Source organism: Microbacterium sp. MMO-35, assembly GCF_037147555.1.
Taxonomy (GTDB): Bacteria; Actinomycetota; Actinomycetes; order Actinomycetales; family Microbacteriaceae; genus Microbacterium.
Map to the genome: position 1 here is coordinate 111,688 of NZ_JBBCVH010000007.1, position 25,875 is coordinate 137,562.

The window sequence follows — 25,875 nt, forward strand, 5'->3', positions numbered from 1 at the left end:
GCCCTTCCCCGTGATGGTGCCGATGGTCCGAGCGGAAGCCGACGGCGCATTTAATTAAGTGAGCCTATCCTAAGCTGGATCCATGCCCCCCTCCCCTCCGACGACCGCCGCCCCTCCGGGATCGGTGCGCCGACCGCTTCGCCGGCCGCCTCGTGACGGCGGGCTGGACGCCCCCGTCCCGACGGCGGCGGCGCCGGACGTCCGCGGGCCGCGGACGTCCCTGCGGATCCTGGTGCCGCTCGGCCTGGCGATCGCTCTCGCCGTGTCCGTGATCGTCGCCGCGGGGGCCGGGCAGTTGGCCGTCCCGCCCGGCGAGGTGCTGGGCGTGCTGCTGCGCCCGCTCGGGATCACGGCGCTTCCGGAGCCGTCCAGCGACGTCGTCTCGTCCGCGCTCTGGTCGATCCGCTTCCCCCGCGTCGCGATGGCGGCCCTCGTGGGCGCCGCCCTCGCCGTGGCGGGCCTGCTCATGCAGGCGGTGTTCGGCAACCCGCTCGCCGAGCCCGGGGTCGTGGGCGTCTCCTCGGGGGCTGCCGTCGGCGCCGGCGTCTGCATCGTGTTCGGCATCGGCTTCCTCGGATCCTGGACGGTGCCGGTCTTCGCGTTCCTCACCGGTCTCGCCGTGAGCCTCGCCGTCTACGCCCTCAGCCGCGCCGAGGGGCGCACCGAGGTCGTCACCCTCGTGCTCACCGGCATCGCCGTGAACGCGGTCGCCGGCGCCGCGATCGCGCTGCTCACCTTCCTCGGCGACACCCAGTCGCGCGAGCAGATCGTCTTCTGGCAGCTGGGCAGCCTCGCCGGCAGCCGGTGGTCCCAGGCCGCCGTGGTGGCGCCGCTGCTGGCGATCGGCCTGGTCATCGCGTTCCTGGTCGCGCACCGGCTCGATCTGCTCTCGCTCGGCGAGCGCACGGCGCGCCACCTCGGCGTGCACGTGGAGCGGCTGCGCCTGGGCACCATCGTGCTCGTCGCGCTCCTCGTCGGAGCGGCCGTCGCCTTCGTCGGCATCATCGCGTTCGTGGGCCTCGTGGTCCCCCATCTCATGCGGATGCTGCTCGGCCCCGCCCACCGGCCCCTCGTCGCCGCGAGCGCACTCGGCGGGGCGCTCCTGCTGACCCTCGCCGACCTCGGGGCGCGCACGCTCGTGCCGATGGCCGATCTGCCGCTCGGGATCCTCACCTCGCTGGTCGGCGGCCCGTTCTTCTTCTGGCTGCTGCGTCGGACCCGTCGCTCGGCGGGAGGCTGGGGATGAGCGCGCCGCTCGCCGCACACGTCGGGACCGCCGTGTGCACGGCAGAAGGGGTGCGGGTGGTCCGAGGCGGACGTGTCCTGCTCGACGACGTGAGCGTCACCCTGCGCGCCGGGGAGGTGCTCGCGGTGCTCGGGCCCAACGGCGCCGGCAAGTCGACGCTGCTCGGCGTGCTCGCCGGCGACCTGCGCCCCGACGCGGGCGAGGTGCTGTTCGACGGGCGGCCCCTGCACTCCTGGAGCCTGGGCGATCTCTCCCGGCGGCGCGGCGTGCTGCTGCAGGACAACGCCACGGCGTTCCCGTTCACGGTGCACGAGGTGGTGCGCATGGGGCGGGCGCCGTGGCGGCGCACGACGCGGGCGGCAGAGGACGACGACGCCGTCTTCGAGGCCGTCGCCTCGGCCGACATCGGCGGTCTCGTCGATCGTGCCGTTCCCTCGCTGTCCGGCGGCGAGCGCGCGCGCACGGCGTTCGCGCGCGTCCTCGCCGGACGCACGGGGGCTCTGCTGCTCGACGAGCCGACCGCGGCTCTCGATCTCGGACATCAGGAGGCGCTGCTCTCCCTCGCGCGCGAGCATGCGCGCGCCGGGGACGCCGTGCTGATCATCCTGCACGACCTGAACCTGGCCTCGGCGTACGCCGACCGCGTGATGCTGCTGCAGGACGGGCGCGTGGCCGTGGACGGAGCGCCGGAGGAGGTGCTGACCGCGGCCACCGTGTCGGAGGTCTACCGCACTCCGGTCGAGGTGATCCCGCACCCGGTGACCGGACGGGCGATCATCCTGCCGCACCGCCCGGCGTGAGCCGCGCCCGGTCCGGGTGCTCCGAATGGGCGCCCCGCCGGACGCCCCCGGGTCAGGACCTCCGGCGGCGGGAGACGAGGATCGTCGCGACGGCGCCCACCACGACGACCGCTCCCGCGCCGATGGCTACGGGCGCCCACGGCAGGGCGCCCGCGTCGGTCGCGGCGACCGGGGACGCGGAGACGGCGGCGGGAGTCGACGACGCCGGAGTCGGGGTCGGCGACGGCGCCGCGCAGTGCAGCCGGACGTCGGCGGTGAGCGGGTCCAGCTGCTCGCCCTCCTGATAGAAGCCGCCGAACGCCGGCGCGCCGGGCGCGGTCAGCGTGACCGGCACGGCGGATCCGGCCAGCGTGCCCGCCGTCGCGTCGAAGGCGAGCGGCGTCGCGAGCCCCCCGATCTCAGCCTGCTTCGTGTCGACGGCGGGCGCGCCCGAGGTGTCGTTGCTGCGCACGTCCATGCGCAGCACGGCCTTGCCGCCCTCTCCGATCTGGAGGGTCGGCGCGGCGATGGTGAGATCGAGGATGCCGCCATGGCCGGTGAAGTGCACGGATCCCGCGAACGAGACGGTCCCCGAGCCGGTCGTCGGATCGATCTGCCCGGTCGCGCCGGTGAACGTGAACACCGGCGTGGCATAGGTGGCGCCGTCGGCGGTGTCCCAGCTGCCGTTCGCGATCGATCCGGAGATGTAGGAGCGGAACGACTCCTTCACGCCCCAGGTCAGGGTGCCGCTCTGCACGGTGCAGGCGGACCCCGTCGTCGCCGTGGCGACGGAGGCGGGGACGGGCGGGATCGAGGCGGCTCCGGCCGCCGGGGCGGCCAGCAGCGCACCGAGCACCAGGCTCGCGGAGGCGGCGACGGCACGGGGACGGGGAAGGGTCATGGGAACTCCTGAGACGACGGCGGACGGCGCGGGGAAGCAGGGGGCACGCGGATGCCCGCCCCGGACGTGCGGGGCGGGCATCCGCGTGCTGTCGGTCAGACCGCGCGGCGGCGGACGGCGACGAGGGCCAGACCAGCGAGGAGCATCATGACGCTCATCGCGATCGGGACCACCGGCGTTTCGGATCCGGTCGTGGCGAGCGAACCGCTCGACGCGTCCGTCGTCTCGTCACAGGCCGTCTGCGCGCCCAGGGAGACCTGGAACGACACCGGATCCAGCACCGTGCCGGCCTGGTAGAAGCCTGCGAACGCCGTCGCCCCCGCGGCGGTGAGGGTCGCGGTCGCACCGCTCACGGAGACCGTGCCCCCGGACGCGTCGACGCTTCCGACGGACAGATCCGCGAAGTGCACGGTGCCGTCGGCGGCGGGCTTGCCCGTGGTGTCGGTCGAGCGGACCTGGGCGTACAGCGCCGCGGATCCCGATCCGTTGAGCACGATCGACGGGTTGCGGAGACTGAAGTCCAGCAGCCCGTTGTGCCCGGTCGCGGTGATCGTGCCCGAGAACGCGATGCGCCCGTGCACGCCGGCCTCCGTGTTCAGCGCGCCGCCCGCGGCGGAGAAGGATCCGCCCGAGAAGCCGCCCTTGGCGATCGGCCCCTGCACATAGGAGCGGAAGCTCTGCTTGAGCCCCCAGTCCAGGCTGCCGCCGTCGACGACCCGGGCGACGCACACCGGCACGCTCGGCGCCACGACGGGCACCTCCGTGACGGGCGGAACCACGACCGGCGGCTTCGGGTCGACGAGCAGCGGGGCGACCGTGAAGGAGCGCGCCACGAGGGGCTGATCGGCGGTCGTGCCGTCGACCACCCGGAAGACCTGCACCTCGTGCGCTCCGGTGGCGAAGTCCGCGGGAACCGTCCAGGTCGTGCGTGCCACGCCGTCCGCGTCCGCGACGGCGGTGCCGGCGTCGACCGGGTCGGAGTGCACGACGAAGCGCACCGTGTCGCCCTTGCTCAGGCCCGTGACCCGGAACCGGGCGGCGCCGCCGACGCGGATCTCGTCGCCGCTGCCCGGGACGATCTCGAGCGCGGGCACGGGGACGGGGCGCTCGCCCTGGAAGTTGACCGGAACGCCGATCTCCTGGGCGGCGTTCTTCTGACCGCCCGCGGCGTAGGTGTAGACGCCGTAGGCGCCGCCCGCGGGAGCCTGGTCGACGGCGCCGACGGTGGTCCGCCAGCTGAAGGAGCCATCGGACGCGAGCTCGATCCACTGCGCGCGCACGGTCTCGCGGTACTGCGCGGGGATCGCGTCGAGCGTCGCCGGGGTGAGCGCCCAGCCCTGGGTGGCCACCTTGCGGGTGGTGGCGGCGGCACCGGCGGAGGGCTTCCACTCCGCCGCGAAGCTGCCGAACACGACGTAGTCGCCCTGGGGCAGCGTCGCCGGGACCGGGATCCCACGACCGCCGACGTTCGCGGCGGGGTCGAAGCCGGTGCCCTTCACGACGAGCTCGTCGCCCGTGTAGACCGGGGTGGATCCGACCGGCGTCACGCCGTCGGCGAGGAACACCTGCACGGCGGGGACGAAGGTGCCGGGCTGCTCGGGCTCGGTCGCGCCCTTCACGGTGACGGTGACCTGGCCGGACGCCGACGCCTGGAAGGCCGCGGAGTCGTCCGGTGCGAAGCTCGCCGTGAGCGCGTGCGCCCCCGCGGCGAGCCCGGTGGCCGTGAAGCTCGCCGACCCCCCGGAGACGGGTGCGGTGCCGAGCACCGAGCCGCCGTCGTGGAACGTCACCGTGCCGGCCGCTGCGGGCGACACCGTCGCGGTCAGCACCACGCCCTGCCCCTGGTCGATCGACGTGGCGGCGGCGGACAGCGTCGTGCTGGTCGGCGCCGCGGGAGCCGTGACGGTCGCGGTCAGGGTGAGCGGGTCCAGCGCCGTGCCCGCGGCGTAGAAGCCGCCGAACGCCTCGGCGCCCGCGGCGGTCAGCGTGACCGGCGCGTTCTGCCACGTGTAGGTCGTGCCGGAGACCGCCGGCGAGCCCAGCGAGACCGTGGCGAACTCGACCGCGGTGCGGGTGAAGACCTGTCCGGGCTCGGTCATGCTCTTGAACTCGCGCCCCGTGACGTCGAGCAGCAGCGTCGCGCCACTCCCGGAGACGACGACCTGCGGATGCGTGAACGTCAGATCGAGCGCGCTCACGCCGTTCATCTCGTGACCGGTGAAGTGCACTCCGTCACCGGCGCCGAACTCCACGGACGCGCCGGAGAGGTCGCCGGATGCGGTGCCGGCGCCGCCGGACCAGTGGAACGCGCCGCTGACCGACCCGAGCGTGGAGACCTGGCCGTGGGCGATCGGGCTCTTCACGTAGCCGACGAACGAGGACTTCACCCCCCAGTCGAGGGTGGCGTCGGAGACGACGCTCTCGGCGGGCGCCGCGTCGGCGGCGGCGGGCGCCAGCAGGGCGCCAGCGGCCAGGACCGCGGTGGTGATGAGGGTGAGCAGGGCTCTCGGCCTGCGCACGGCGGGTTCGGTTCTCACGTCGATGTTCTCCTCACGGGAGGTCGGGACTCGGGTGCAGGGCAGGTCGGAATCGCGCCGATCGGGCCGATGCGCGGACTCCGGCAGCGGGCGTCCCGGGCATCGTGCTCAGCAGATTCTCAACCTTTGCTTAGGTTAGCCTCACCTAATCTATTTGTGCAAACAGCGATGCCCCCGGCCATCGGCCGGGGGCATCCTCTGCGTCGTGCCGGGTCCGCTCAGGCGGCGCGGGCGGCTCCGAGATCCAGGAAGACGTCCGTGTTGAACCGGTAGGCCACCCTCACCTCGGCGAGCATCCTGGCCTGCTCCGCATCGCCGAGCGTCGCGCCGAACGCGTCGAGCACGGCGCGATAGCGCCCCTTGAAGGCCGCGGGATCCCCGAGCTCGGCGAAGTCGTAGAAGGCGACGCCCGCGCCGTCGAAGCCGAACTGCGCCGACGCACGACGCGCGATCACCTGCCCCCCGGAGAGGTCGCCGAGATAGCGGGTGTAGTGGTGGGCGACGATTCCGGCGGTCCACCCCTCCGCGGCCACCTGGCGGATCCGCTCGGCGTAGGCCGCGGTGGCCGGCAGCGCGGCGATCCCGGCGCGCCAGCGCGGACCGCGCAGGTGGGCGAGATCCAGCTCGAGCGCCGCCATCCGCCGCAGCCCCTCCGGGTGCAGCTCCGCGAGAGCGGGGTCGGCGCTCAACATCCCGGCCGCCTCCTCCAGCGCCTCGTACATGAACCAGTGCTGCGCGACGAGATCGGTGTAGTCGGCGAGAGTGCCGCGACCGCGCATGATGTCGGTCATGAACGTGGCGCCCTCGCTGTCGCCGTGATCGGACCAGGTCGCCTCGCGCAGGCGCCGTGCGAAGCCCGGCTCGGCGTCGTCCCCTCCCCCGTGCGGAGCGGCATGCGGCGCGCCGCCCTGGCTTCCGTGGGGGTGCGGGTGGGCCCCGCCGGGGGCCGCATCGTGCTCCTGCCGGGCGGGCACGCCGAGACGTTCGCACGCGGCGCGGTAGAGCATGACGACGGCGCGACGGATCTGCGGTCGATCGGCGATCGGCCCGCCAGCCCAGGGGACGACGAGCTCGTGCACGCCCTGGGGCCCCGACACCGACCACGTCCCGTGGCCGGCCGCGACCCCGGTCATGCGCGCGGCCGTGGCCTCGGGGTGCCCGAACGCCCGCGCGATGAGGAGGTTGTCCTCCGGGTGGTCGTCGTTCATGTGCGCGGTCACGGCGGCGACGACGGCGGGGTCGAAAGTCATGGCGGGCCTCTCGGGTATTAGGTAAGCCTCACCTATCTAAGCACGATGGATCCGCACCTGCCACATCCCGGCCGTTCAGCGCAGCACCCGATCGGCCTCGGCGCGGATCTCCGCCGCGATCGCATCCAGCAGCTCGGAGCGCAGGTTCCACTGCTGCCAGTACAGCGGCGACGCGAGCTCGCCGTCGTCGAGCCGCACCAGGCGCCCGTCGGCGAGTGCCGCCTCGGCGTGCGGCACGGGCAGCAGCGCCCAGCCCAGTCCGAGCTCGACGGCGACCGAGAAGTCCGCCGACGCCGGCACGTGGTGGCGCGGCACGGGCCAGGGATCCACCCCGCGCTCGCGCAGCCAGTCCTGCTGCAGCACGTCGCGGCGATCGAAGTCGACGAAGGGCGCCCGGGCGAGCGCGGCGGCGGTCACCCCGTCGGCGAACCACCGGCGGGCGAACCCCGGCGATGCCGCGGCCACGTAGCGCAGGGCGCCGAGGGCCTCCACCCGGCAGCCGCCGACCGGCTCAGACTCGCTGGTCACCGCGGCCATCACCGCGCCGGACTCGAGCAGCCGGGCCGTGAAGTTCTGGTCGTCGCGATGCAGGTCGAACTCCACGTCATGGCGGGCGGACAGCCGCGCGAGCGGCGCGAGGAACCACGTCGCCATCGAGTCGGCGTTGACGGCGAGGGGGATGCGCACCCTGGCGCCTTCGGCCTCGCCGGCGAGCCCGGATCCCGTGATCGCATCCCGCTCGAGGAGCGCGACCTGGCGTCCGAACCGCGCCACCGCCTCCCCCGCCTCGGTCGCGCGCGCGGGCTTGCTGCGTACGAGCAGGATCCGGCCGAGCTGCTGCTCGAGCGTCTTGACGCGCTGGCTCACGGCGGACGGCGTCACGAGCAGCCTCCGCGCCGCGCCCTCGAAGCTGCCCTCGTCGAGCACGGCGGCCACGGTGCGCGCCGCCTCCGGATCCACCTGCACATCAGAGATCCTAATCTGGCTTAAGGTATGTTCGCTGGTGCTGAAGTTCCGCGGCCCGTATCGTCATTCCGTGCTCACCCTGCTCTCCGGCCTCGGCCTCATGTTCTCGCTCATCGTCGCCGTCGGCGCCCAGAACGTCTACGTGCTGCGCCAGGGACTGCGCCGCGAGCACGTGCTGCCCGTGGTGCTGATCTGCGCGGCCTCGGACGCCGCACTCGTGCTGGCCGGAACCGCGGGGCTCGGCTACCTCGTCAAGACGCTGCCGTGGCTGATCGTCGTGGCCCGGTGGGCGGGCGCGATCTCGCTCATCGTGTACGGGATCCTCGCCGCGCGGCGTGCGTGGGCCTCGGGGGGCGAGGCCCTCGTCGCCGATGGCGCGGAACCCGCGACCGATGCGGCCGGCGGCCGGGGCACGGCGACCCTCACGCGCACCGCACCGCTCGCGCCGGTGATCCTGGCCACGCTGGCCTTCACCTGGCTCAACCCGAACGTCTACCTCGACACGGTCCTGCTCATCGGCGGCATCGCCGCCACGCACGGCGACGGCCGGTGGCTGTTCGCGGCCGGCGCGATCCTCGCCAGCGTCACGTGGTTCTTCGCGCTCGGCTACGGTGCGCGCCACCTCGGACGCTGGCTGCGCACCCCGCGCGCCTGGCGGATCCTGGACACGGGCATCGCGGTGCTGCTCGTGGTGATGGGCGTCGCGCTCGTGCTCCCGGTCTTCTTCGGCTGAGCGGCGCGACTCCCTCGGTCAGCCGTTCTCGGAGCCCGTCCCGCCCAGGGCGTCCGCGCCCCCCTCCCGCCCGATGCCGCCGTCCTCTTCGGTGGTGGCGAGCTCGCGCAGGAACCGCGTGACGATGCCGCGCTCCTCCGAGGACAGCCGGGCGGCGACGTCGAAGCGCCGCGCATGCAGGCGGCCCACGCTCTCGCGCGCCGCGAGGCGCGTCTCGGGCGTGACCGTGAGCACGATCGCACGTCGGTCACCCGGATGGGGCCGGCGCTCCACATGACCTCCGTGCTCGAGGCGATCGAGCATCTTCGTCGTCGCCGCGCTGCTGATGCCGAGGTGGTCGGCGACGGCCCTGGCGGTCACGAGTTCACCCGCGTTCTCCGAAGCGATGAGGAGGCGCAGCGCGCGCATGTCGTTCTCGTTCAGCTTCATGTAGCGCCGTGAGGCCTCGCTCATCCGTGCGGCGGCACGGTGCCAGGCGCGCAGCGCCGACATCAGGTCGACGATCTCGTCGACCTCGCCATCGGAGAGATGGGCGCGGTGCACGAGCTCCCGGCGGGGATCGATGAGTCGCGGATCGACCATGGCGAGGTCGATGCGGCGCTGGGACTCGGGGACTTCCACGGGAGGACTCTATGCCATAGAGTCTATCCCTAACCAGGTTAGTAAATTTCTCGGTTAGCAAAAGGAGCCCCGATGACCCCCGACGTCGAGATGGTCGTACTCCTCAACGCCGAGGGAGCGCAGATCGGCACCGCCCCGAAGAGCACGGTGCACGGCGCCGACACGCGCCTGCACCTCGCGTTCTCCTGCCATGTCTTCGACCCGCGCGGCCGGCTGCTCGTCACCCGCCGTGCGCTCACGAAGGCCGCCTGGCCGGGCGTCTGGACGAACTCGTTCTGCGGCCACCCCGCTCCCGGCGAGGGGCTGGTGGCGGCGGTGCGCCGCCGGGCCGAGCATGAGCTCGGGATCACCCTCGACTCCGTCGAGCCGGTGCTGCCGTTCTTCCGCTACCGCGCCACCGACGCCACAGGCATCGTGGAGAACGAGATCTGCCCGGTGTACCTGGCGGTCACCTCGGACACCCCGCGCCCTCACCCGGACGAGGTCGTCGAGCACCGCTGGGTGGATCCGGACGATCTCGCCGAGTCGGTGCGCCGCACCCCCTGGGCGTTCAGCCCCTGGCTCGTGCTCCAGGCGCAGCTGCTGCCCTTCCTGGGCGGGCGCGGGCTCGAGGAGCTCGCCTCATGACGGGCAGAGCCGTCGCGGAGGACCTGCTTGCGGAGGTCGAGACCGTGATCGACCGGGTCTTCCAGGACGCGGGAGGACGGCTCGGCGACCTCGCCGGCTTCGACGCGGTCTGGGAGGAGGCCCGCCAGGGCGCGGCGGGCGGCAAGCTCCTGCGCCCCCGCCTCCTGCTCGCGGCGCAGGGAGCGTATGCCGGCGAGCCCGCGGAGAGCGCCGTCCACGCCGCCGCCGCGCTCGAGCTGCTCCATCTCGCCTTCCTCCTCCACGACGACGTGATCGACCGCGACGTCCTGCGGCGGGGCGAGCCCAACCTGATCGCCCGCCGGAGGGACGCCGCGCAGGCCGCGGGTGCCGACGAGGCCGGCGCGCTCCGCTACGGCGACAGCTGCGCGATCCTCGCGGGCGACCTCCTCCTCTCCGCCGCGCATCGCCTCATCGCCGAGCTCGACGCCCCCACCGCGCATCGCAGGGCGCTCCTCGCCGTCCTGGGCGACGCGATCGAGGCCGCGGCCGTCGGCGAGCACGCCGACGTCGTCCTCGGACTCCGCGGCGACGCCGACGAGGAGGCGGTCCTGCGCACCATGGAGCACAAGACCGCCCGCTACTCGTTCAGCGCCCCGCTCCGGATGGGCGCCCTGCTCGGCGGGGCGGACCCCGCCGCGATCGACACGCTGGGCTTCATCGGGACGACGATCGGCATCGCCTTCCAGGCGAGGGACGACGTGCTCGGCGTCTTCGGTGATCCTGAGCGCACCGGCAAGTCCGTGCTCTCCGACCTCCGCGAGGGCAAGGTCACGCTGCTCGTCGCGCACTCCCGCAGCCATGCGTCCTGGCGGGAGGCGTCCGCGCTGTTCGGCGATCCCGGCCTCGACGAGCGCGGCGCCGCCGTGCTCCGGACCGCGATCGTGGAGTCGGGCGGCCTGGCCCGCACCGAGGCCGCGATCTCCGGTCTGGTCGCCGAGGCACGTGCCGCCCTCCTGTTCTCCGCACTGCCCGCCCCGCTGATCGCCGAGCTCGAGAGCGTCATCGCCCGCGCGACGGAGCGCACCCGATGACGGCCGTCGCGGGTCTCGCCCTCTACGATCGCGCCGCGGCCCGCGGATCCGCCCAGGTCCTGGACAGCTACTCGACCTCGTTCCGTCTCGCGAGCCGGCTCTGCTCGCGCGCCGTGCGCACCGACCTCGCCGCGATCTACGCCCTCGTCCGCGTGGCCGACGAGATCGTCGACGGGTGCGCGACGGACGCCGGGCTGTCCTCGCCGGAGTGCCGGGAGGTGCTCGACGGCCTCGAGCGCGAGGTGGAGGCCGCGCTCCGCTCGGGGTACAGCGCCAATCTCGTCGTGCACGCGTTCGTCACGACCGCGCGGGCGACGGGGATCGGCGACGACCTCACCCGCCCGTTCTTCGCATCGATGCGCCGCGATCTCAGCCCGCTCGTCTTCACCGAGGAGCGCGAGCTCGACGAGTACGTGCACGGCTCGGCCGAGGTCGTCGGGCTCATGTGCCTCGCCTCCTTCCGGCGCGGGCTCGCTCCGGATCCGGTGCGGAACGCCCGCTGGGATCGCGGCGCGATCGCGCTGGGCTCGGCGTTCCAGCGGGTGAACTTCCTCCGCGACCTCGGCGAGGACGCCGACGGGCTCGGCCGCCGCTACCTGCCCGGGGTCGATCCGCACTCGTTCACCGATGCCCAGCGCGATCGGATCCTGGACGGGATCGATGCGGAGCTCGCGATCGCAGGCGCCGTGATCGGCGAGCTGCCGTCATCCTCGCGCCGCGCGGTCGCCGCCGCGCACCTGCTCTACTCCGAGCTGTCCGCGCGTCTACGGCGCACCCCGGCCCGCGTGCTCGTCGAACGGCGAGTACGCGTTCCGGCGGCGCGCAAGGCCGCGTTGCTCGCGCGCGCCGCGCTGGTCGGCAGCGGCACGGCACGGCGGAGCGACCGGTGAGCCGGGTCGCCGTGCTCGGCGGCGGCATCTCGGGGCTCGCCTCGGCGGCCCTGCTCGCCGCCGACGGGCACGAGGTCACCCTCTTCGAGCAGGCCGCACAGCTCGGCGGGCGCGCCGGCAGCTGGGAGCGCGACGGCTTCCGCTTCGACACCGGGCCGTCCTGGTACCTCATGCCGGAGGTCTTCGAGCACTGCTTCCGGCTGCTCGGCACGACCGCCGCGGCGGAGCTCGACCTCGTCCGCCTGGATCCCGCCTACCGCCTCTTCGCCGACGGGGCGGCCCCGCTGGACGTGCACTCGGACCGCGAGCGCTCGCTCGCGCTGTTCGAGTCCGTCGAGCCCGGGGCCGGCGCGGCCCTCGCGCGCCACCTCGACTCGGCCGCCCGCACGGCGCGGATCGCGAACGACCGCTTCCTCTACACCGACTTCTCGCATCCGAAGGCGTTCCTGCCCGGCGGCGAGCTCCGCGAGCTGCCCCGTCTCGCGACGCTGCTCGGCACCTCGCTGCGGAGCATGGTCGAGGCGTCGTTCTCGGACCGCCGGCTGCGGCAGATCCTGCAGTACCCCGCCGTCTTCCTCGGCGGCTCGCCCGACATCGCGCCCGCGCTGTTCCATCTGATGAGCTCCTTCGACCTCGCCGAGGGCGTGCTCTACCCGCGCGGCGGGTTCACCACCGTGATCGAGGCGTTCGCCCGCCTCGCCCGGGAGGCGGGGGCGCGTCTGCACACGGGTGCACGGGTGCACCGGATCCTCGTCGACGGCGGCGCGGTCCGCGGAGTCGTCGTCGCCCGCGAGGGGCTCGTGCGCGAGGAGAGGTTCGACCGCGTCGTGAGCACGGTCGACATGCACCACAGCGACACCGCCCTCCTGCCGGGTGCGGCGCGCGAGCGCTCGCCCCGGCACTGGCGGCGCGCCAACCCCGGCACGGGCGCCGTGCTCGCGATGCTCGGCGTCCGGGGCCGGCTCCCCGGGCTCGTCCATCACAACCTCGTCTTCACGGAGGACTGGGATGCGAACTTCGACGCGATCTTCGGCGATGCGCTCCGGGTGCCGGATCCCGCGTCCTTCTATGCCTGCGCCCCCAGTCGGACCGATGATTCCGTCGCGCCGGAGGGTCACGAGAACCTGTTCCTGCTCGTCCCCGTGCCGGCCGACCCCGCGATCGGCTCCGGGGGCGTCGACGGCGACGGCGCGTCCGCGGTCGAGCGCGTCGCCGACCGCGCGATCGCCGCGCTCGCGGCGCACGCGGGCGCCCCCGACCTCGCCGAGCGGATCGTCGTGCGGCGCACCGTCGGGCCCGCGGACTTCGCCCGCGACCTGCACTCCTGGCGCGGCTCGGCGCTGGGCCCGGCGCACACCCTGCGGCAGAGCGCGTTCCTGCGCGGCCGCACCCGCTCCCGGACCACGCGCGGGCTCTTCTACGCCGGGGCGACGACGCTTCCCGGGATCGGCCTTCCGATGTGCCTGATCAGCGCCGAGCTCGTGCTCAAGGCGTTCCGCGGCGATCGCACGACCGGCCCGCTGCCCGTGCCGGAGGGCGTGCGATGACCCTCCTGTACCTCGGCCTGCTGCTCGTCTCGATCCTCTGCGTGGGGCTCGTGGACGCGCGCTGGCGGTTGTTCCTCTGGGCGGCGCCGCGTCGTGCGTGGACCGTGCTCCTGACGGGGACGGCGTTCCTGCTGCTCTGGGACGTCGTGGGAATCGCGACCGGGATCTTCTCGCGGGAGGGCAATCCGATCTCGACGGGGATCCTGCTCGCCCCGCACCTGCCGATCGAGGAGCCCGTGTTCCTCCTCTTCCTCGTGCAGCTGACGATGGTGGTCTACGCGGGCTCGCGGCGGATCCTGGAGAGCCGCAGGGAGCGTCGCGCATGAAGGCCGCCTACCTGATCGTCGACGCGGTCTTCCTGGTGCCCTGCGTGCTCGTGCAGGCGCTCGCCTGGCGACGCAGGCCGCCCGGGCACGGTCCGGCCCTCCTCGCCACGATCGTCCTGCTCGTCGCGCTCACGGTCGTCTTCGACTCCCTGATGATCGCGGCGGGCCTGTTCACCTATGACCCGGAGCAGATCAGCGGGATCCGGATCGGGCTCGCCCCGATCGAGGACCTCGCCTATCCGCTCGCGGCCGCACTGCTCGGCACGGCGCTGTGGAGTCTCGGCCGCCGGGCGCCGCGGCCGGCTCCGGATGCCCTGCACGGCGACGGGACGGGATCCTCCGAGGAGGCACGCCGATGAGCTCCGCCGTCGCCCCCTCCCTGACCCGCGACCTGCTGCTGACCTCGCGCCCGCTGAGCTGGATCAACACCGCCTTCGGCTTCGCCGCCGCGTACCTGCTCACCACTGGACGCGTCGACGCGGCGTTCGTGATCGGGACGCTGTTCTTCCTCGTGCCGTACAACCTCACGATGTACGGCATCAACGACGTCTTCGACTACGCCTCCGACCTCGCGAACCCGCGCAAGGGCGGCGCCGAGGGGGCGGTGCTCTCCCCCGCCCGCCATCGTGCGGTGCTGGCCTGGTCCGTGCTGCTGCCGGTGCCGTTCGTCGCCGCGCTCGTCGTGCAGGGGAACCCGCTGTCCTGGATCGTGCTCGCGATCAGCCTGTTCGCAGTGGTCGCCTACTCCGCACCGGGGCTGCGGTTCAAGGAGATCCCGTTCCTCGACTCCGTCACCTCGAGCGTGCACTTCGTCTCGCCGGCGGTCTACGGGCTCGTCCTCGCCGGTGCGGAGCCGAGCCTCCCGCTCACGATGCTGCTGCTCGCGTTCTTCGCCTGGGGCGTCGCGAGCCATGCGTTCGGCGCGGTGCAGGACGTCGTGCCGGATCGGGAGGCGGGGATCTCCTCGATCGCCACGGTGCTGGGCGCGCGGCGCACCGTGCGCTTCGCCCTGTCGATGTGGACCCTCGCGGGTGCGCTCATGCTCTTCACGGTCTGGCCGGGTCCGCTGGGCGCGCTGCTCGCACTGCCCTATCTCGGTGCGGTGTGGCCGTTCCGCTCGGTCTCGGATGCGGAGTCGGGAACGACGAACCGCGGCTGGCGCCGCTTCCTCCTGCTGAACTACCTCTGCGGCTTCCTCGCGACGATGCTGCTGATCTGGTGGGCGTTCCTCGGCGGCACGGCGTTCTGACCGGCCGGGACCGCTGCCGCGCGGCGAGCGCGCACGACGAAGGCCCGCCCCGGCGAACCGGTGCGGGCCTTCGCGAGTGAGCGCCAGGCGATGCCTGGGCGTTCAGGCTCAGATGGCGTTGACGTCCAGCGGGATGCCGGGGCCGAACGTGGTCGACACGGCGCCCTTCTGGATGTAGCGGCCCTTCGAGCTGGACGGCTTGAGGCGGACGATCTCCTCGAGCGCGGCCTTCATGTTCTCGTCGAGCTGCTCGGCCGAGAACGACGCCTTGCCGACGACGAAGTGCACGTTGGCGTGCTTGTCGACGCGGAACTCGATCTTGCCGCCCTTGATCTCCTCGACGGCCTTGGCCGCGTTCGGGGTCACAGTGCCGGTCTTCGGGTTCGGCATCAGGCCACGCGGACCCAGCACCTTGCCGAGACGGCCGACCTGGCCCATGAGCTCGGGGGTGGAGACGGCCGCGTCGAACGCGGTCCAGCCGCCGGCGACCTTCTCGATGAGCTCGGCGCCGCCGACCTCGTCCGCACCCGCGGCGATCGCGGCCTCAGCGGCCGGACCCGTCGCGAACACGATGACGCGGGCGGTCTTGCCGGTGCCGTGCGGGAGGATGACGGTGCCGCGCACCATCTGGTCCGCCTTGCGCGGGTCGACGGAGAGCTTCAGCGCGACCTCGACGGTCGAGTCGAACTTCGCGGAGCCGGTCTCCTTCGCCAGGGCGACGGCCTCGGCGGGGGTGTAGAAGCGGTCTGCCTCGATCTTCGCGGCAGCAGCGTTGTAAGCCTTGGACTTGGTAGCCATTGTTATCTCCCTCAGCCCTCGACCGTGATGCCCATGGAACGGGCGGTTCCGGCGATGATCTTGGACGCGGCGTCGATGTCGTTCGCGTTCAGGTCGGCCTGCTTCTGCTCGGCGATCTGACGGACCTGCTCGGCGGTGATCTTCGCGACCTTGACGGTGTGCGGAGTGGCGGAGCCCTTCTGCACGCCCGCAGCCTTCTTGATCAGCTCGGCGGCCGGCGGGGTCTTCAGGATGAACGTGAAGCTGCGGTCCTCGTAGACGGTGATCTCCACGGGGATGACGTTGCCGCGCTGCGACTCGGTCGCGGCGTTGTACGCCTTGCAGAACTCCATGATGTTGACGCCATGCTGACCGAGCGCGGGGCCGATCGGCGGCGCCGGGTTGGCAGCGCCGGCGTTGATCTGGAGCTTGATCAGGCCGGTCACCTTCTTCTTCGGTGCCATAGTGATTCCTTTCTCGAGCAGACGCCCTGAGGCGTCCCTCTCCCGCGGATCCGGCATCTCCGGAACGCGGTGCTGTCCGCGCGCACGACGAAGCGGCGCACAAACCATAGAAGTCTACCCGATCCCGGGCGCGTCCGCGCACGGCGGTCTCCGGGCCGCCCGCACCCGCCGCTCACCGCCAGGATCCCGCGACGGATGCAGGATCCCGCGACGGATCCGACCCGCGAACGCGAGAACGGCCGTCCCTCGAGAGGGACGGCCGTTCTGCGAGCGCTTCCGGGGAAGCGTCAGATCATCTTGGTGACCTGGTCGAACGACAGCTCGACCGGGGTCTCGCGCTCGAACAGCGAGACGAGCACGGTGAGCTTGCCGCTCTCCGGCTTGATCTCGGAGATCGAGCCGGGAAGACCCGCGAACGAGCCCTCCTTGATCGTGATGGTCTCGCCGATCTCGAAGTCGACCTCGGCGGTGAGCGGACGCGCCACGGCGGTGCCACCCTTGGCCGCGACGGCCTTGGCGGTCGGGACGTCCTTGACCTCGACGAGGGACTTCAGCATGTTGAACGCCTCTTCGAAGCGCAGCGGGGTCGGGTTGTGGGCGTTGCCCACGAAGCCGGTGACGCCGGGCGTGTGCCGCACGACGGACCAGGTGTCCTCGTTCAGCTCCATGCGCACGAGCACGTAGCCGGGGATCCGGACGCGCGTGACCATCTTGCGCTGACCGTTCTTGATCTCGACGACGTCCTCCATCGGGACCTCGATCTGGTAGATGTCGTCCTCGACCTCGAGCGTCGACTTGCGCTGCTCGATGTTGGCCTTCACCTTGCGCTCGAAGCCGGCGTAGGAGTGGATGACGTACCACTTGCCGGGGAGCATCCGCAGGTCCATGCGGAAGGACTCGTACGGGTCCTCGTCGGCGTCGACCGGGGCGCTCGCGGCGTCGGCCGGGTCGAGCTCGGACTCCACCGCGTCCACGACGCCGGCGGCCGCATCGATCTCCGCGACCTCCTCGGGGTCGAGGACGGGGGCGTCCTCCTCGCCGTTCACGTCGGGGCCGTCGTAGGGCGTGACCTCGTCGGCAGCGGCGGCCTCGCGGTCGGCGGCCTCCTCGGCCACGGAGTCGTTGAGGACCGACGCGGCGGCCTCGGACTCGGCCGCCTGGTCCAGGTTGAGAGCGTCGTTCACGATCGCGTCTGCCTCCGGGTCTTCTTCGAATTCGATGTCTTCGTCGTCCGCGTCCGCGTCGTCGTCGCCCTCGATGTGCAGGGCGACCCGCTCGGCGGCCTCGACGGCGCGCTCCTCGGAGGCGAGGACATCGCCCTCCTGAGCCTCGTCGTCTTCGCTGGACTGCTCAGCGGCGGTCGCCCAATCGACGTCGTCGCCAGAGTATCGTTCGGACACTTGCTCTTCTCTCCTTCAGGTTCGGCCCGGGGTCAGACGCCGCCGGGCCGCGGGATCACGCGGTTTTCCCGGGAACCCCGAAGACTTGCGTCGTCAGCCACGAGAAGGCCATGTCGAGGCCGTACACCAGCGCCATCATCACGATGACGAAGCCCAGGACGACCAGGGTGTACTTGACGAGCTCCTTGCGCGTGGGGGTGACCACCTTGCGGAGCTCCGCGATCACCTGACGGAAGAACAGCGCGATGCGACCGAAGAAGCCGAGCTTCTTGTCGCGGCCCGCGCCGCCGTTCGCCGTGGGAACCACAGCGCCCGATGCGTCCTGAACCATCCTCGAGTACCTTTCGTGTGCCGGCTGCGCGCCGACGCGCAGGGCGGACAGGAATCGAACCTGCAACCTGCGGTTTTGGAGACCGCTGCTCTGCCAATTGAGCTACCGCCCTAGAGATCCGGAGATCTCTGTCCGCATCCCCTCCGCGCTCCGGGAGACCCGGGGCACGGCGAAAGAATGCAGACAACAACTGCTCGTCCAGTGTACGGCATCCGCACGGACGGACCGAACCGGGCGTGTCCCGCGCGCAGCCCGGGCGTGGCGGACGGGCCCGGCGCCGCGGTTGTTAGGCTCGGAACGCGGGTGCAGGCCCGAGGCGGAGACGAGGGGGGCCGATGGGGACGGATGACGGCGCGCACGAGGAGGCGCAGCAGTTCCAGGTGGATCTGCGCGGAGTCGTCGATCTGCTCAGCCGGCACATCTATTCGAGCCCGCGCGTGTACCTGCGCGAGCTGCTGCAGAACGCACGCGACGCGATCACCGCGCGGCACGAGGTCGACGGCCGCGGAGGCACGATCCGGATCACGCCGCTCGCCGCCACGCCCCCGTCGACGGGATCGGGGACCGCGGAGGAGTTCGTGCTCGTCGACGACGGGGTCGGACTCACCGCCGCCGAGGTCGCCGAGCTGCTCGCCACCGTCGGCCGCAGCTCCAAGCGCGACATCTTCGATCTCCCCCGCAGCGACTACCTCGGTCAGTTCGGCATCGGGCTGCTCAGCTGCTTCATGGTCGCCGACACGATCCGGATCCGCTCCCGCAGCGCCCGCGGCGGCGCGCCGGTCGAGTGGATCGGGTCCGCGGACGGGACCTTCCGGGTGCGGGAGCTGGACGAGGAGCTGCCGATCGGCACCAGCGTGCATCTCGTCCCGCGGTTCGACTCCGCCGACCTGCTCCGCGCCCCCGCCGTCCGCGAGCTCGCCGAGACCTTCGCGGAGTTCCTCCCCGTCTCCGTGCTGCTGCAGACGGGCGGGGGCACGACGCCCCTCACGCACGCCGCCCCGTTCCTCGAGCCGGCGCAGGATCCTGTCGCCGTCGTGCAGTACGGCCGCGAGCTGCTCGGCGCGACCCCGCTGGACGTGATCGAGCTGACCGACGCCGCCACGGGCACCCGCGGCGTCGCCTACGTCCTGCCCTACGCTCCCCCGCCCGGCGCGCGGCAGGCGACGCGCATGTACCTGGGCCGGATGCTCCTGTCCGAGCGGGCCGACGACGTGCTGCCCGACTGGGCCTTCTTCGTCCGCGCCGTCGTCGACTCGACGGGGCTGAACCCCACGGCCAGTCGCGAGTCGCTGGTCGACGACGAGGCGCTCGCGCGCGTCCGGGACGAGCTGGGCGCCGCGATCCGGCGCTGGGTGCTCGAGCTCGGCCTGCGCGAGCCGCACCGGCTCGCGCAGTTCGTGGCGGTGCACGAGGTGGGGCTGAAGTCCCTCATCCGCCACGACGACGAGCTCGCCCGGTTCATCACGCGCTGGCTCACCGTCGAGACCACGCACGGCACCATGACGGTGGGCGACCTCGTCGAGCGCTTCGACAGGATCCGCTACGCCGAGAGCGTGGACGAGTTCCGCCAGGTGGCCGGCATCAGCCGCCCGGAGCAGGTGCTCGTGAACGGCGGGTACCTCTACGACGCCGATCTGATCCGGCGCCTGCCCGAGCTGCACCCGGCCGTCTCGGTCGAGCGGGTCGACGTGGTGGGCGAGCTGGACCGGCTGGATCCCCCGCCGCTCGACGACCGCGCCGAGGCCGTGGCGCTGGAGGACCGTGCCTCGGCCGTGCTCGCCGAGGTGGGCTGCCAGGTCGTGGTGCGGATGATCGATCAGCCCGAGCTGCCGTCGCTGTACGTCGCCGACCCGGCCGTGCTGCGACGGCTGGACCGCACGCGCACCAAGGGCATCACGGGCGCCCTGTGGGGCGGCGTGCTGGATCGGATCGATGATGCGGTCTCGCCCGGGGACGGGCCCGCGGCCGCCGCCCGGCTGTGCCTGAACGGCGCGAACCGCGTGGTGCGCGCGCTGCGCGACGTCGGCGACGACGCGGTGTTCGCGCGCACCGTGCAGCTGCTCTACATCCAGGCGCTGCTCGCCGGGCACCGCCCGCTGGGCGACGCCGACCGTGCGCTGATGACCGGCGCCCTCGCCGATCTCGTCGCCCTGTCGGCCGGCGTCGTCCCGGTCGCACCCGCACCGCTCCCCGTCGCCCTCACCGACGACGATTCCCCCGCTCCCGACGCTCTCGACCCCGAGGATGGATGATGGCAGGCCAGAAGAAGCAGCTGAAGCGACTGTTCGAGGAGATCGACCGCACGCCGTGGGGTCCGCACGAGCAGGCGCTGGTCGCGGAGGCCGTCGGCATCGCCCAGGAGCTCGGCGACGAGGAGCTCGAGTACCAGGCCCGCATGCGCCAGACGGCGTCGGCGAACATGGGCGGACTCACCGACCTCATGCTCAGCTCGTTCGCCTGGTGCCTCGCCCGCCACGACGCCGACCCCGCCCGGTTCCCCGCCGACATCGACAACGGCGCCGCCGACCTGATGTGGCAGTTCAAGTGGATGGCGTCGTCGCTGCGCGGCTCGCCCGCGTTCGCGCCGGAGCAGATCGCCGCGGTGCTCGAGGACATGGAGGCCCACTACGCCGCCGCCGGTCTCGGTCCCAGCGGCGTGCTCATGGCCCGCTTCGAGGACGCGCACGCGGCCGGACGCCTGGAGGAGGCGGAGCGGCTCCGGGTGCAGCTGGAGACCACTCCGCGCGACTCGCACAGCCACTGCGACGCCTGCGGCCGGAGCCAGGTCGCCGGCTTCCTGGCCGACACCGACCGCGACGAGGAGGCGATCCGTCTCGTCGAGGAGATGGTGGAGGGCGGCTTCTCCTGCGGCGAGGAGCCCGAGCACGCGCTCTCGCTGGCGCTGCTGCCCTACCTGCGCCTGGGACGCGGGGACGAGGCGAAGGCCGCCCATCTGCGCAGCTACCGTCTCGCCAAGGACAATCCCGACCTGCTCGGGGCGGTCGCGAACAGCATCCGCTTCTGCGCGCTGACGGGCAACGAGGCGCGCGCTCTCGCCCTCGTCGAGCGTCACCTGCCGTGGCTCGCCCACGACGCCCTCAACTCCCAGGGGCACTTCGGCATGCTCATCGCGGTCGCCACCACGCTCGATGCCGTGGTCGACGCCGGACACGGATCCACCCCGGTGCGCGGCGCGGACGCGACCGAGCTCGCGCCGTTCTTCGGCGCCCGCGAGACGGCCTGGACGGCCGCGGAGCTGGCCCCGGTCGCCTGGGTCGCCGCCGAGCGCCTGGGCGCGCGATTCGACGAGCGCGACGGCACCGACAACCACGCCCGGCGCCTGCAGACCGCGAAGCGCCGCGCCGCCGAGCGCTACGACGTGCCCATCCGCAGCGACGTGTTCACCGCGCCGGCTCCCGACGCGACACCCCTCGACGTGGACGGCTGGTACCGTCGCGCGCTCGACGTCTCCGGCTACGGCGCGGCCGCCGAGATGCTGGACACCCTGCCGCACGTGATCGACGCCGTGGATCCGCAGCGCCGGGCGGTGCTGACGGGCCAGCGCCTCGCGGCCCTGGTCAACCTGGAGCGCCTCGACGAGGCCGCGGCGCTGCTGCCGGATCGGATCCGCTCGCTGCGGGCCGCCGGCCGAGACGCCCAGGCCGATCTCGAGGAGCGGTTCGGGCTGGCACTGTTCGGCACGGCGACCCCCGAGGACACGGCGGCGCTCGCGGCCCTCCTGACGGCGTCGGCCGGGCCCGCGGACGCCCTGCCGGCCGAGACCCGCGGCGACATCGCGCTCACGATCGCCTTCGGTCTCGTGGACGACGACCCCGGCGCCGCCCTCGCACTCGCCGAGCAGGCCGGTGCGCTCTTCGTCGAGGCTCAGGACGCCCGGATGGGCTACGGCGCGGACTTCGCCGCGATCATGGCGCTGCTGCGCGGAGACCGTGCCGAGGAGGGGCACGCCCGGATCGAGCGGCTGCTCGCCGACTCGGACGCGCCGCGCGGCGTGCGGGCGCGCGCCCTCGAACTGCGCGCGCGGATCCGCGGCGGACGGGGCGACTTCGCCGAGGGCGCCGCCGACGCCGATGAGACGAGCCGGATCCTCGCCGAGCTGGGCGGTCGCGGCTCGCTCGCCGGAGCGCAGATGCTCGCGGGCGCCCTCTGGGAGGACGCCGATGAGCCCGAGCAGGCCCTCGCCCGGTATCGGGTCGGGGCGCGGATGCTCGAGCAGACCGGCGGGGACGTCGCCGGGGCGAAGTACCGCGTCGCCCGCGCGATGCTGAACACCGGCGCCGCGGACGAGGCGGCGGAGCTGTTCGGCGAGGTGCTGCAGCTCGAGGAGCGCGCCGACGTCCCCGCGGGCAGCCGCGCGATGACCGCCCTCATGCTCGCCCGGGCGTTCCGCGCCGCCGACGAGGCCGGCCAGGCCTACGGCGTGTTCGGCTACGCGGCAGAGCTGTTCGGCGAAGCGGAGAACCCGGCCGATCAGGCCCTGGCCCTGATGAGCCGGGCGCAGATCCTCGCCCAGTACGAGGAGCCGGAGCAGGCGGTGTCGACCCTCGAGGAGGCCGCGCAGATCGTCCGCACCGCGGAGGATGCGCCCGCTGCCCTGGTGGAGGTGCTGCACAACCTCGGTCAGTCCTATGGCGCGCAGCGCGACCCCCGGGCGTTCGCGCTCTTCGACGAGGTCGAGGCGATCGCCCGGGCCAACGACGCCGACTGGGTGGTGGCCGACGTCACCGACTCGCGGGCCCGGGCGCTGCTGGCCGCCGAGCGCCTGGACGAGGGCGTCGCCGCCGCCCTGACCGCCTCGGACGCGTTCGCCGCGATCGGGGACGCGCAGTCCGCCGGGGGCTCCGCGCTGCTCGCGGCGCGCGCCCTGCACGGCGGCGGGCGCCCCGCCGACGCGGTCGCGGCGTACCGCGCGGTGCTCGACCAGGCGGAGGGCATCCCGCCGCTGCGCCAGATCGCCGCGCTCGAGCTCGGCGACGTGCTGCAGGGGCTCGGACGCGACGCCGACGCCGCCGAGGTGCGCCGCCTCGCCGAGGACTGAGGTACCGCCTCGGGAACCCCTTCGCTCCCGTCCGCGCATCGCGCGGTTCCGGATCCGGCCCGGCGGGGACAGGACGAAGGGCGGGCGTCGCAGGGTGTGCGACGCCCGCCCTCGAATCCCGCTGAGTGCGGCGGGAAGGGATCCCGTGGCCGAGATCAGGCCACGCGGATGAGCTTCTTGTTCACGAACTCGTCCGCGGCGAGCAGACCGAGCTCGCGCGACGTGCCGCTGCGCTTGACGCCGCCGAAGGGCAGTTCGGGGCTGTCGGCGAGGACGACGTTGACGTAGACCATTCCGGCCTCGATGCCGTTCGCCACCCGCGCCGCCTGGGCGTCGTCGGTCGTGAACACGTAGGAGCCGAGACCGAACGAGGTGTCGTTCGCGAGCGCGACAGCCGCGTCCTCGTCCGCGACGCGGTAGACGACCGCGGCGGGGCCGAACAGCTCCTGGCGGTACACGTCCATCTCGGGCGTGACGTCGGCGAGCAGCGTCGGCGTGTAGAACGCGCCGTCGCGGGTGCCGCCGGTGAGCAGGGTCGCGCCCTGCGCCACCGCGGTGTCCACCTGGTTCTGCAGGTTGACCGCGGCCGCCTCGGAGACGAGCGGGCCCAGCACGGTGTCCTCCTGCGTCGGGTCGCCGGGCGTCACGGCGGACAGCGCGGCGACGGCCTTCTCCACGAACGCGTCGTAGAGGCCGTCGACGACGATGAAACGCTTGGCGCCGTTGCAGGCCTGGCCGTTGTTGTCCAGACGCGCGTCGACGGCGGCCTGCACGGTCGCGTCCAGATCGTCCGTGGAGAGCAGGATGAACGGGTCCGAGCCGCCGAGCTCGAGCGCGACCTTCTTCAGGTTGCGACCGGCGTTCTCCGCCACGGCCGCACCGGCGCGCTCGGATCCGGTCACGGACACGCCCTGCACGCGCGGGTCGGCGACGATGGTGGCCGCCTGCTCGATCGACGCGTACACGTTGACGTAGCCGCCGTCGGGGAGCCTGGCCTCCTCGTAGATCTTCTCGAGCAGGGCCGACGACTCCGGGCACTGCTCGGAGTGCTTCAGCACGATCGTGTTGCCGACCGCGAGGTTCGGACCCGCGAACCGCGCGACCTGATAGGCCGGGAAGTTCCACGGCATGATGCCGAAGAGCACACCCAGCGGGGCCTTGCGGATCACCGCGGTGCCGTCGCCCAGGATGTCCAGGGGCTGGTCGGCGTTGATCTTCTCGGCGTTGTCCGCGTAGAACTCGATGATGTCGGCGGCGAAGTCCACCTCGCCGACGGCCGCGGCGAGGGGCTTTCCCATCTCGCGCGTGATGATCGCGGCGAGCTCGTCGCGGTGGGCGCGGTGGCCCTCGGCGATGCGGCGGATCACGGCCGCCCGATCGGCGACGGACGTGCGCCCCCAGACCGCTGCGGCGGCGTGCGCGCGGGCGACCGCGTCCTCGATCTGCGCATCGGTGAAGGTGTCGTAGGTGGCGACGGTCTCGCCCGTTGCCGGGTTGACGACGGCGTAATCGGTCATGTCGATCCTTTCGGTGTCACATCATTGTGGGAGTTCTCGGCGGGCTCGGGATCGAGGGATCCCCGAACCCGAGCCCGCCGCGGGAGTCGTTCAGTCGACCGGGATCAGCGTGTACTTGGTCGACAGGTACTCGTGGATGCCCTCGAAGCCGCCCTCGCGGCCGACGCCGGACTGCTTGACGCCGCCGAAGGGGGCCGCCGCGTTGGAGACCACGCCCACGTTCAGACCCATCATGCCCGTCTCGAGCGCGTCGATCATCCGGTGTCCGCGCGCGAGGTCCTGCGTGAACACGTAGGAGACCAGGCCGTACTCGGTGTCGTTCGCGAGGCGCACTGCCTCCGCCTCGTCCGAGAACGTGGCGATCGCGAGAACCGGGCCGAAGATCTCCTCGCGGAGGATCTCGCTGCCGGCCTGCACGTTCGCGAGCACGGTCGGCTCGTAGAAGGATCCGACGCCGTCGAGCGCCTTGCCGCCGGAGAGCAGCGTCGCGCCGCGCTCCACGGCGTCGCCGACGAGCTCGGCGGCCTTGGCGACCGCGTCGTCGTCGATGAGCGGTCCGATGGTCACGCCCTCCTCGGTGCCGCGGCCGATCTTCATCGCGTTCACGCGCTCGGTGATGCGGCGAGCGAACTCGTCTGCCACGTCCCGGTGCACGATGAAGCGGTTGGCGGCGGTGCAGGCCTGGCCGATGTTGCGGAACTTCGCGGCGAGCGCACCCTCGACGGCCTTGTCCAGATCCGCGTCCTCGAAGACGACGAACGGGGCGTTGCCGCCGAGCTCCATCGACACGCGCAGCACGCCCTCCGCCGCCTGGGCGATGAGCTTGCGGCCGACCTCGGTGGACCCGGTGAAGGACAGCTTGCGCAGCCGCGGGTCGGCGATGATCGGGGCCGACAGCGCGGACGAGCGCGACGTCTGCACGACGTTCACGACGCCGGCGGGCAGACCCGCTTCCTCGAGCAGCTTCACGAAGTACATCGTGGTGAGCGGGGTCAGTGCCGGGGGCTTGATGACCACGGTGCAGCCGGCGGCGAGCGCGGGCGCGATCTTGCGGGTCGCCATCGCGAACGGGAAGTTCCACGGCGTGACGAAGAACGACGGGCCCACGGGGCGCTGCGACACGACCATGCGGCCGGTGCCCTCGGGGTTCAGGCCGTAGCGGCCGGAGATGCGCACGGCCTCCTCGCTGAACCAGCGCAGGAACTCGCCGCCGTAGCCGACCTCACCGCGGGCCTCGGCCAGCGGCTTGCCCATCTCCACGGTCATGAGCAGCGCCAGGTCCTCCTTGTGCGCCTGCACCAGGTCGAACGCGCGGCGGAGGATGTCGCTGCGGGTGCGCGGCGGCGTGGCCGCCCATGCGTCCTGCGCGGCGACCGCCGCGTCGAGCGCCTTCATGCCGTCGGCGGGCGAGGCGTCGGCGATCGTGCGCACCACGTCGTTCGTGGCGGGGTCGCGCACGTCGAAGGTCTTGTCGCCCTCTGCGGCGATCCACTCACCGGCGATGTAGAGCCCCGTGGGGACGCTCTCCAGCAGGGTCTTCTCCAGATCGGTCATGCGATCCTCCTTGTCAGATGCTTCGATTCTCATGCAATCGGGTGGTGCG

The 25,875-nt window shown here is 72.7% G+C and carries 23 protein-coding genes and 1 tRNA gene; 12 read left to right on the plus strand and 12 right to left on the minus strand.

The window, feature by feature from the left end; translation table 11 throughout:
* The first annotated feature begins 82 nt into the window (after positions 1-82).
* Both WFJ01_RS14770 and WFJ01_RS14775 read left to right on the plus strand, forming a co-directional pair.
* Positions 83-1,246: a FecCD family ABC transporter permease gene (locus WFJ01_RS14770; RefSeq protein WP_336629480.1), complete on the plus strand. Its 1,164-nt coding sequence runs from the start codon at positions 83-85 to the stop codon at positions 1,244-1,246.
* Positions 1,243-2,046 carry a heme ABC transporter ATP-binding protein gene (locus WFJ01_RS14775; RefSeq protein WP_336629481.1) on the plus strand — a complete coding sequence of 268 codons (804 nt, stop codon included), beginning with the start codon at positions 1,243-1,245 and terminating at the stop codon, positions 2,044-2,046. The genes WFJ01_RS14770 and WFJ01_RS14775 overlap by 4 nt, the downstream gene beginning before the upstream one ends.
* Positions 2,047-2,098: 52 nt before the next feature.
* Here WFJ01_RS14775 and WFJ01_RS14780 read toward each other — a convergent pair whose 3' ends face one another.
* From WFJ01_RS14780 to WFJ01_RS14795, 4 genes are all read right to left on the minus strand, one after another.
* Positions 2,099-2,926, minus strand: a complete 828-nt coding sequence (locus tag WFJ01_RS14780; protein WP_336629482.1) for an HtaA domain-containing protein — start codon at positions 2,924-2,926, stop codon at positions 2,099-2,101.
* Between the two features lie 95 nt (positions 2,927-3,021).
* On the minus strand, positions 3,022-5,463 hold the full coding sequence (locus WFJ01_RS14785) for an HtaA domain-containing protein (protein WP_336629483.1): 2,442 nt from the start codon (positions 5,461-5,463) through the stop codon (positions 3,022-3,024).
* A 218-nt stretch (positions 5,464-5,681) separates the two neighbouring features.
* Positions 5,682-6,713 (minus strand): biliverdin-producing heme oxygenase, encoded by a 1,032-nt coding sequence (locus WFJ01_RS14790; protein WP_336629484.1) that lies wholly within the window; start codon positions 6,711-6,713, stop codon positions 5,682-5,684.
* 75 nt (positions 6,714-6,788) lie between these two features.
* Positions 6,789-7,679 (minus strand): LysR family transcriptional regulator ArgP, encoded by an 891-nt coding sequence (locus WFJ01_RS14795; RefSeq protein ID WP_295032847.1) that lies wholly within the window; start codon positions 7,677-7,679, stop codon positions 6,789-6,791.
* Between the two features lie 70 nt (positions 7,680-7,749).
* Here WFJ01_RS14795 and WFJ01_RS14800 point away from each other — a divergent pair, with 70 nt between their 5' ends.
* Entirely contained in the window at positions 7,750-8,412 is a 663-nt protein-coding gene (locus WFJ01_RS14800) for a LysE/ArgO family amino acid transporter (protein WP_295032864.1), read from the plus strand.
* Positions 8,413-8,430: 18 nt separating this feature from the next.
* Here WFJ01_RS14800 and WFJ01_RS14805 read toward each other — a convergent pair whose 3' ends face one another.
* On the minus strand, positions 8,431-9,033 hold the full coding sequence (locus WFJ01_RS14805) for a MarR family winged helix-turn-helix transcriptional regulator (RefSeq protein ID WP_336629485.1): 603 nt from the start codon (positions 9,031-9,033) through the stop codon (positions 8,431-8,433).
* A gap of 72 nt (positions 9,034-9,105) precedes the next feature.
* Between WFJ01_RS14805 and idi the strand changes: the two genes are divergently transcribed.
* Genes idi through WFJ01_RS14840 form a run of 7 tightly spaced genes read left to right on the plus strand, consistent with a single transcriptional unit; the run spans position 9,106 to position 14,724 of the window.
* Positions 9,106-9,660, plus strand: a complete 555-nt coding sequence (idi, locus tag WFJ01_RS14810; protein WP_336629486.1) for an isopentenyl-diphosphate Delta-isomerase — start codon at positions 9,106-9,108, stop codon at positions 9,658-9,660.
* Complete coding sequence (locus WFJ01_RS14815; protein ID WP_336629487.1) at positions 9,657-10,712, plus strand: polyprenyl synthetase family protein; 1,056 nt, start codon at positions 9,657-9,659, stop codon at positions 10,710-10,712. Before idi ends, WFJ01_RS14815 begins: the two co-directional genes overlap by 4 nt.
* Positions 10,709-11,602, plus strand: coding sequence for a phytoene/squalene synthase family protein (locus WFJ01_RS14820; protein WP_295032842.1), 894 nt, complete (start codon positions 10,709-10,711; stop codon positions 11,600-11,602). Before WFJ01_RS14815 ends, WFJ01_RS14820 begins: the two co-directional genes overlap by 4 nt.
* Positions 11,599-13,149 carry a phytoene desaturase family protein gene (gene crtI / locus WFJ01_RS14825; protein WP_336629488.1) on the plus strand — a complete coding sequence of 517 codons (1,551 nt, stop codon included), beginning with the start codon at positions 11,599-11,601 and terminating at the stop codon, positions 13,147-13,149. Before WFJ01_RS14820 ends, crtI begins: the two co-directional genes overlap by 4 nt.
* Positions 13,146-13,475, plus strand: a complete 330-nt coding sequence (locus WFJ01_RS14830) for a lycopene cyclase domain-containing protein (protein WP_292885050.1) — start codon at positions 13,146-13,148, stop codon at positions 13,473-13,475. The genes crtI and WFJ01_RS14830 overlap by 4 nt, the downstream gene beginning before the upstream one ends.
* A complete protein-coding gene (locus WFJ01_RS14835; RefSeq protein WP_336629489.1) occupies positions 13,472-13,834 on the plus strand; it encodes a lycopene cyclase domain-containing protein in 363 nt (120 codons plus the stop codon). Before WFJ01_RS14830 ends, WFJ01_RS14835 begins: the two co-directional genes overlap by 4 nt.
* Positions 13,831-14,724: a prenyltransferase gene (locus WFJ01_RS14840; protein ID WP_251438695.1), complete on the plus strand. Its 894-nt coding sequence runs from the start codon at positions 13,831-13,833 to the stop codon at positions 14,722-14,724. The genes WFJ01_RS14835 and WFJ01_RS14840 overlap by 4 nt, the downstream gene beginning before the upstream one ends.
* Positions 14,725-14,832: 108 nt before the next feature.
* Here WFJ01_RS14840 and rplA read toward each other — a convergent pair whose 3' ends face one another.
* The 5 genes from rplA to WFJ01_RS14865 all read right to left on the minus strand — a co-directional run bounded on the left by rplA (position 14,833) and on the right by WFJ01_RS14865 (position 17,808).
* The gene (rplA, locus tag WFJ01_RS14845; protein WP_045250756.1) at positions 14,833-15,522 is read right to left on the minus strand and encodes a 50S ribosomal protein L1; all 690 of its coding nucleotides are present in this window, start codon (positions 15,520-15,522) and stop codon (positions 14,833-14,835) included.
* Between the two features lie 11 nt (positions 15,523-15,533).
* A complete protein-coding gene (gene rplK, locus WFJ01_RS14850) occupies positions 15,534-15,965 on the minus strand; it encodes a 50S ribosomal protein L11 (RefSeq protein ID WP_045250755.1) in 432 nt (143 codons plus the stop codon).
* Between the two features lie 287 nt (positions 15,966-16,252).
* Entirely contained in the window at positions 16,253-17,365 is a 1,113-nt protein-coding gene (nusG, locus tag WFJ01_RS14855) for a transcription termination/antitermination protein NusG (RefSeq protein WP_251438696.1), read from the minus strand.
* Between the two features lie 55 nt (positions 17,366-17,420).
* The gene (gene secE / locus WFJ01_RS14860; protein ID WP_045272112.1) at positions 17,421-17,696 is read right to left on the minus strand and encodes a preprotein translocase subunit SecE; all 276 of its coding nucleotides are present in this window, start codon (positions 17,694-17,696) and stop codon (positions 17,421-17,423) included.
* A gap of 39 nt (positions 17,697-17,735) precedes the next feature.
* Positions 17,736-17,808 (minus strand) — tRNA-Trp (locus tag WFJ01_RS14865).
* A 223-nt stretch (positions 17,809-18,031) separates the two neighbouring features.
* On the opposite strand from WFJ01_RS14865, the gene WFJ01_RS14870 reads away from it, so the two are divergent.
* The gene (locus WFJ01_RS14870) at positions 18,032-19,948 is read left to right on the plus strand and encodes an HSP90 family protein (protein ID WP_336629490.1); all 1,917 of its coding nucleotides are present in this window, start codon (positions 18,032-18,034) and stop codon (positions 19,946-19,948) included.
* Entirely contained in the window at positions 19,948-22,755 is a 2,808-nt protein-coding gene (locus WFJ01_RS14875; RefSeq protein WP_336629491.1) for a hypothetical protein, read from the plus strand. Before WFJ01_RS14870 ends, WFJ01_RS14875 begins: the two co-directional genes overlap by 1 nt.
* 155 nt (positions 22,756-22,910) lie before the next feature.
* Here the strand turns inward: WFJ01_RS14875 and WFJ01_RS14880 are convergent, their stop codons facing one another.
* Together WFJ01_RS14880 and WFJ01_RS14885 are read right to left on the minus strand one after the other, a co-directional pair.
* Positions 22,911-24,272 (minus strand): NAD-dependent succinate-semialdehyde dehydrogenase, encoded by a 1,362-nt coding sequence (locus WFJ01_RS14880; protein ID WP_336629492.1) that lies wholly within the window; start codon positions 24,270-24,272, stop codon positions 22,911-22,913.
* A gap of 90 nt (positions 24,273-24,362) precedes the next feature.
* On the minus strand, positions 24,363-25,826 hold the full coding sequence (locus WFJ01_RS14885; RefSeq protein ID WP_251438700.1) for an NAD-dependent succinate-semialdehyde dehydrogenase: 1,464 nt from the start codon (positions 25,824-25,826) through the stop codon (positions 24,363-24,365).
* Positions 25,827-25,875 lie beyond the last annotated feature (49 nt).